The organism is Paenibacillus sp. TAF43_2, assembly GCF_052113545.1.
GTDB lineage: Bacteria > Bacillota > Bacilli > Paenibacillales > Paenibacillaceae > Pristimantibacillus.
Genome location: NZ_JBFRDK010000259.1, coordinates 1 through 6,244, shown reverse-complemented (window position 1 = coordinate 6,244; position 6,244 = coordinate 1). Strand labels below are relative to the sequence as shown.

Genomic DNA, 6,244 nt, shown 5'->3' with positions numbered 1-6,244 from the left:
ATGTTTTGTTTTGTCTGTTATAATTTCAAATAGACGTTCATCAAGTTTGTTTACGTTTAATACCTTTTCCTCAAGGCAGATTTCCTGCTGAAAATGAGAAAGCTGCTCTCGTAGACGGTCAACTAGTTCTTGTGCCGTTACCTTAGGAAATCCAGCAACATCATAAATGTATTTTTCAGGATAAAGCGCTGCAAGCTGACCGCCTAGCTGGGGCATGCTTTCGATGAGTTTAACTGAAGCTTGTCGCATACCGCCATAGAAAGCAGCAAACATTCCTGCAGGCCCGCCTCCGATGATTAAAATATCGACGGGATCTACTGCTGATTCAGGGTTTGACATTGTAGCCACCTCCACGTTATAAGCTTTACGACTTCAATTATAAACTTTCCAGATATAAGAAGGAAATATTTAATTTGTATAGAGTTCTAAACAATTTCGTATATTTTGCCCTTGAACTTTGCCCGAAAACTCTGTAGAATTTCTGATGTATGTTATGCATGGGAGTGGTTGCATAAAACGTCGAAAGTTGTCGGTTTAATGCCATAGGCTCATTGATAAAAGCACTTTAATTAGAACACACTGAACTCATCATTATAAATATTCGGTTTAGCATGTGTAATTTTTCACAAAGTATAAATACAAAGATAAATAAGGAATGGATGGGATTAAACGATGAGTAACATACCTAAAATCGTTATTCTTGGCGCAGGGTACGGCGGCATTTTGACCGCACTTCGACTGCAAAAAGAATTAAATTACAATGAAGCTGACGTTACGTTAGTTAATAAACATGATTACCACTATATTACAACACATCTTCATATGCCAGCGGCAGGCACGGATAATCCGGAAAATGCACGGGTGAGCATTTCGAAATTGATCGATGAATTTAAAATCGACTTCGTGAAATCAACGGTCGTTCAAATTCGTCCGCAAGATAAAAAAGTGATCCTTGAAGACGGTACTTTGTCTTATGATTATTTGGTCATTGGTCTTGGAGGCGAGCCTGAGACTTTCGGAATTCCAGGCTTAGGCGAACATGCAATGAATATTCGCAGCATCAACTCTGTTCGTTTGATTCGCGAGCATATCGAGTACCAATTCGCGCGCTTCAAACGTGAACCGCATCGTACGGATTATTTGACGTTTGTTGTTGGCGGTGCAGGCTTTACGGGAATCGAATTTGTTGGAGAACTCTCCGACCGTATTCCTGAGCTGTGCAAGCAATTTGACGTAGATCCTGCGCTTGTAAAAATCTACAACATCGAAGCAGCACCAACGGCGCTGCCAGGCTTTGATCCTGAACTCGTAGAGTATGGGATGGATGTGTTGACCAAGAAGGGTGTAACGTTCCGTATTGGCACAGCCATTAAGGAGTGCTCGCCAGAGGGTGTTATCGTTGGCGAAGGCGAAGAAATCAAGTCGGCTACCGTGATCTGGACTGGCGGTATTCGCGGCAATCGCCTCATTGAGGAAGCTGGATTCGAAACGATGCGCGGACGCGTGAAGGTGGATGAATTCCTTCGCTCGCCGAGCAATGAGAACATTTATATCGTTGGCGACAACTCGCTGATGTTTAATCCAGAAGGCCGTCCTTATCCGCCGACTGCTCAAATTGCAATGCAGCAAGGTGTCGTATGTGCACATAACCTTGTCGCTTCCATTCGCAATCAACCGCCGAAGAGCTTCACGTTCAGCAACAAAGGAACGGTAGCATCACTTGGCAAAGGCGAAGCAATCGGAGTAGCTTTTGGCAAAAAATATAAAGGCCGCGTAGCCGCTTGGCTGAAAAAAGCGATCGACCTTCGTTACCTGTTCATCATCGGCGGCATTTCGCTTGTACTTCGCAAAGGGAAGTTTCTATAATGAGACATTGCAGCGTACAAGTCCGCGGATTGCTGACCAGAGATGAGCTGGATCGTTACAATGCATTGATGGAAGTCGGCTCCTTCTTAGAATCGCAAACACGATACGACTTGGCCTATACGGTGCAAAAGGAAGTTGACCTCCTTATTCAGCCAGCGATCGAGAGGTTGAAGGACAAAGGCCGCGCTCGTGACCGAGCTACACAAGAGTATTTGGAAGCGAAGCGGCTTGGTCTTGAAAATAATGACGAAGATGACGACGACGATAATTAAAATAAAGGCTTTCGCYCATTGGAGTAGCAACGAAGCTGCTCCAAGGCGGAAGCCTTTTTCATTCAGTTGATTCTCTCGGAAAAAAAAGAAGCCCAAGCCATTTGAAGAAAAGGCTTGGGCTTTCTTTCTATTATATTTTCAGCAAAGCTTGGAATTTTTCTACGTTCAAGAAATTGCCGACATAAAAATCGCCGAAGTCAGCGTAACGAGCGCTCACTTCATCAAAGCGCATTTCATAAATCAGCTTCTTGAATTGCAACGCATCATCGGCGAACAGTGTAACGCCCCATTCCCAGTTGTCGAAGCCGACAGAGCCGGTAATGATTTGTTTAACTTTGCCAGCGTATTGACGACCGATCATCCCGTGGCTGCGCATCAATGTTTTACGCTCGTCCATTGCGAGCATATACCAGTTGTCTTGTCCATCACGGCGCTTGTTCATCGGATAGAAGCAGATGTGGTTTGCTTTTGGCAGCGTCGGTTTCAATCGAGCGATAATATCCGGGTTTTGCATCGGATCAGAGCCCGGTTGTGCCATGTAGTTGCTCAGCTCTACAATGCTGACATATGAAAATACCGGATATGTAAAGCTTGCGAACGTTGTTTTGTTGAACGCCGTTTCAAGTTCGTTAAGCTCCTCTAGTGTTTCACGCAAATGCATGAATACGAAGTCTGCTTTTTGACCAACGATGGAATAAACGGCTGTACTGCCTTCTTTATTTTCCTCCACTGTGGTCCATTGCTGCAAAAACGTTTGCAGTTCGTCCAGCGCGCGGCTTCGTTCACTTTCATCGGCTAAGCGCCAAGCGGTCCAATCCACACTGCGGAAATCATGCAGCGCGTACCAGCCTTCTAATGTTTGTGCTGCTTCACTCATCGTATAAATGCTCCCTTCAAGCTCCATAATGATGCTCTAATCATTGTATCGTAAGGAGGGCGGAGTGAGCAAATGGCGGTCTTGTGACATTTGTCCTCATATAATTGACTTCCATCTAACCATTAATTAAACTAATAAACGAGAGTGTGAAAGGGGAAGTTTGGATGCTTCAATTAATTATTGCAACCGTGCTGTTTTTAGTTATGATGTTCGGCATTGGCTTTATTTTGAATATGTTGTTGAAAACAACGTGGTTCCCGATATATTTATTTGTTATCGCATTAATTGTATTAGGTATTTGGGCTCCTTGGGATCAGTCGGCGTCAACGACGATTGAAAACTTTGCTCACTACACGGTTTTTGATTACATACCGGTAATTGGAGCGCTAATCGGCGCATACGTAAGCGGATGGGCGATTCAGGCGCTGCGCAAGGGCGGCTACAAAATGTTTTAAGCCAAGCAAAAACGCCTTCAGCGTCCACTGGATGCTGAAGCAGCTTTGACGGAGAAATATAAGCCCTTTATAAGCTAACAAACTTATARATTCTTATATTTCAAGCAAAAACGCCTTCAGCGTCCWCTGGATRCTGAAGCAGCTTTGACGGAGAAATATAAGATAAGCAGAAGGAACGAATGATATGCCTTCTTATATTTGAAAAAAAAATCCCTCCTTCGGGGGATTTTTCTATTTTCCGACTCGTCCTGAACATCGGTTTTTATGTTAAAATGATAGAATGTTAGTGAAGGATGGAGCTGATGCTATGCGCATCAATAATATATTGCAGTACACGGAACACCACCGATATTACATTTTTCGCGATTTTTCGCTAAGCAGCCTAGACTACAAAATGCTGTCGCTAATCTATCAGCCGATGATTGGCGCATTTGCCGTCGCATTTTACCAGCAGCTGTATCATGGCATTGCCGAAGGCACCTCGGGCTACTCTTCGATTGAGCCGCAGCGCAAGCTGTTTCTTGGCTTAGGGCTGGAGATGAACGAGCGCGGACGCAAGCATCTTATCGAGCAGGCTTCGAAGCTGGAGGCTGTTGGATTGCTGCAAACGTCACGATTAGGCGTTCCCGATAATGCAGATGTTATTTATGAATACGAGATGTCGCAGCCGTTGTCGCCAGTCGAATTTTTTCGCAACATGCATTTAACGATGCTCTTGCGCGATAAGGTTGGCAAGTATGCGGTAATCTCGCTTCGAGAATCATTTGGCGCTAATGAACCGGATGAGCTGGCAGGAGCGAAATTAACGAAAGAAAATATATCAGTGCCTTTCTATGAGCTGTTTAAGCTTAATATGCAGTCCGTAGACAATGAGCTTGAGCAAGCGTTGACAGAGGTTGCGCCATCGCGGCAATCAGCCGCTAGGCCGGCACAAGCAACAGCAGGCATACCTTATGGAGAAATTATTTTGCGTTTTCCTCGTAATTCCGCAAATCGGCGGTTCGTGGAGCGGCTGCGAAGTGATGAAGAACAACTCTCGCAGGTGAACTATGTAGCTTACAAATATAATTTGGCTGTAGTGGATATATGTCGTTTGCTTGATGAGGATGGCATTTTTGGAGAGAGCGGCACACTTAATGTTGACGAGCTTCAACTGCGGGCTAATCAATTTTATAGGCAGGACAAGAAGCGGGAAGGCGAACGGCAGCGAGCGCTGTCACGCACGCAAGTTGTTGCGGACGAGGAGACGGTTGATCCTGATGAATTGACCGAGGAATACGAAGTGCAAGAGCAGCATTATTTGCAAGTTCCCAATCAGCTTAGCGGCCGCTGTGATGTTCAGCAGTATAATATGCTGATGCGAAATGAACCACATACACGGTTTCTTCAGCGCTTTTTCCCCGGAGCAGTACCGGATTGGATTGAACGAGTGTTTGAACGCATCGACCTCAATTATAAATTAGCTGCCCCCGTTATAAACGTACTTATACATTATGTTATTGGAGCTAACGATGCGCAGCGGGTGACAAAAACATTTTTGGACGCCGTAGCATCGAATATGCTTGTGAAACAAATCGATACATTCGAGAAAGCAGTGCTTTATGTGCGAGAGCAAGCGCAGGTGGAGCAGGATAAGGAGCGCCGCAAGGAAGCTGCGACCAGTTACGCTGGCGGAGGCTATAGCGGCTCGAAAGGCGGCTCCAGAAGCGGAGGCAGCAGCAGGGGCACATCCCGTAAGCCTTCTATTCCAATCGTACAGGAAGATCAATCGGCTTCGGCAGTTTCGGCCGATGAGCTTGAAGAGCTGTTGAAGCTGGCTCGGAAATTAGACGGTAAATGATAAAGGCGGTGTAAGCAGATGATGGAGTCGATGGGCGAATTGCTGAAGGCTTGGCCTTCCGGTAAAGCCTTTACGGAAAAGGCGGAGCATAAGCTGACTGAGCTGCTTGCAGAACCGCTTGTTGAGAAGCTTCGCGTTAAATATCCGGATTTGGATGAGCAGACAATCCGTCTTAATTTGAATCGGGTTTATCAATATGTGACGGAATACAGGAACTGTACCAATTGTCCGGGCTTAGACAATTGCCCGAATGATTTTGAAGGCCACTATACGCTGCTTAGTTCTGATACGGTGAATGGTCTAACGCAGTTATATGACCGTAAGGTAGCATGCAAGAAATTTAACGCTCGTCAGAATGAGGATCAGATTAGAAGCCGGATCAGAAGCTTCTACATAGACGAGAAGGCGCTGCAGCGCGGTTACTCGTCAGCTGAGATTATTACGAGAGATCTTGAGCGTGCAAAGGCGGTTGGGCAGGTTCAGAAATATATCGATCGCACGAAAGAGCATGGCTTGCAGGAGGAAGGCTTGTATTTGGCAGGCCGCTTTGGTACAGGCAAAACATTTTTAATGTGTTATTTGCTTCATGAGCTTGCGAAGGCTGGATATTCTGGTGTGATCGTCTACATGCCTGACTTTGTAGAAGATCTGAAGACGCTTATGCATGAGCCTGGCAAGCTGAAGGAAACGGTCGAGATGATGAAGGAAACCGACCTCCTTATCTTTGATGATATGGGTGCAGAAAATTTAAATCCATGGGTTCGCGATCATGTACTTGGCGCGATCTTGAATTATCGGATGCAGCGCAAGCCAACGTTCTACACCTCCAACTACGAGCTGGAGGCGCTGGAGAGGCATTTTAGCTTCACGAGCAAGGATGGCGATGAGCTGCATAAGGGACAGCGTATAATGGACCGTATACGGCGTATACGGC

7 protein-coding genes are annotated in these 6,244 nt (G+C 45.6%); 5 read left to right on the top strand and 2 right to left on the bottom strand.

The annotated features are described in order from the left end of the window. The coding region (locus AB4Z17_RS31070; RefSeq protein WP_441964158.1) for an NAD(P)/FAD-dependent oxidoreductase at window positions 1–339 on the bottom strand (339 nt) is incomplete at its 3' end. 333 nt (window positions 340–672) lie between these two features. Between AB4Z17_RS31070 and AB4Z17_RS31065 the strand changes: the two genes are divergently transcribed. Together AB4Z17_RS31065 and AB4Z17_RS31060 are read left to right on the top strand one after the other, a co-directional pair. Next, window positions 673–1,866, top strand: a complete 1,194-nt coding sequence (locus tag AB4Z17_RS31065) for an NAD(P)/FAD-dependent oxidoreductase (RefSeq protein ID WP_076267566.1) — start codon at window positions 673–675, stop codon at window positions 1,864–1,866. Further along, entirely contained in the window at window positions 1,866–2,138 is a 273-nt protein-coding gene (locus tag AB4Z17_RS31060; RefSeq protein WP_076267567.1) for a hypothetical protein, read from the top strand. Before AB4Z17_RS31065 ends, AB4Z17_RS31060 begins: the two co-directional genes overlap by 1 nt. Window positions 2,139–2,268: 130 nt before the next feature. Here AB4Z17_RS31060 and hemQ read toward each other — a convergent pair whose 3' ends face one another. Beyond that, entirely contained in the window at window positions 2,269–3,015 is a 747-nt protein-coding gene (gene hemQ, locus AB4Z17_RS31055) for a hydrogen peroxide-dependent heme synthase (RefSeq protein WP_441908284.1), read from the bottom strand. Between the two features lie 164 nt (window positions 3,016–3,179). Between hemQ and AB4Z17_RS31050 the strand changes: the two genes are divergently transcribed. The 3 genes from AB4Z17_RS31050 to zapE form a co-directional block, all read left to right on the top strand. Further along, window positions 3,180–3,470: a YuiB family protein gene (locus AB4Z17_RS31050; protein ID WP_076267568.1), complete on the top strand. Its 291-nt coding sequence runs from the start codon at window positions 3,180–3,182 to the stop codon at window positions 3,468–3,470. 307 nt (window positions 3,471–3,777) lie between these two features. Further along, a complete protein-coding gene (locus tag AB4Z17_RS31045; RefSeq protein ID WP_441908283.1) occupies window positions 3,778–5,310 on the top strand; it encodes a helicase DnaB in 1,533 nt (510 codons plus the stop codon). A 21-nt stretch (window positions 5,311–5,331) separates the two neighbouring features. Beyond that, window positions 5,332–6,244 (top strand): AFG1/ZapE family ATPase (gene zapE / locus AB4Z17_RS31040; protein ID WP_441964156.1); only part of this gene is annotated, 913 nt, incomplete at its 3' end.

What these genes read in the sequence shown, in the direction of transcription:
- AB4Z17_RS31065 (WP_076267566.1), top strand. Translation starts at nt 673, where the DNA reads ATGAGTAACATACCTAAAATCGTTATTCTTGGCGCAGGGTACGGCGGC.
- AB4Z17_RS31060 (WP_076267567.1), top strand. Translation starts at nt 1,866, where the DNA reads ATGAGACATTGCAGCGTACAAGTCCGCGGATTGCTGACCAGAGATGAG.
- hemQ (WP_441908284.1), bottom strand. Translation starts at nt 3,015, where the DNA reads ATGAGTGAAGCAGCACAAACATTAGAAGGCTGGTACGCGCTGCATGAT.
- AB4Z17_RS31050 (WP_076267568.1), top strand. Translation starts at nt 3,180, where the DNA reads ATGCTTCAATTAATTATTGCAACCGTGCTGTTTTTAGTTATGATGTTC.
- AB4Z17_RS31045 (WP_441908283.1), top strand. Translation starts at nt 3,778, where the DNA reads ATGCGCATCAATAATATATTGCAGTACACGGAACACCACCGATATTAC.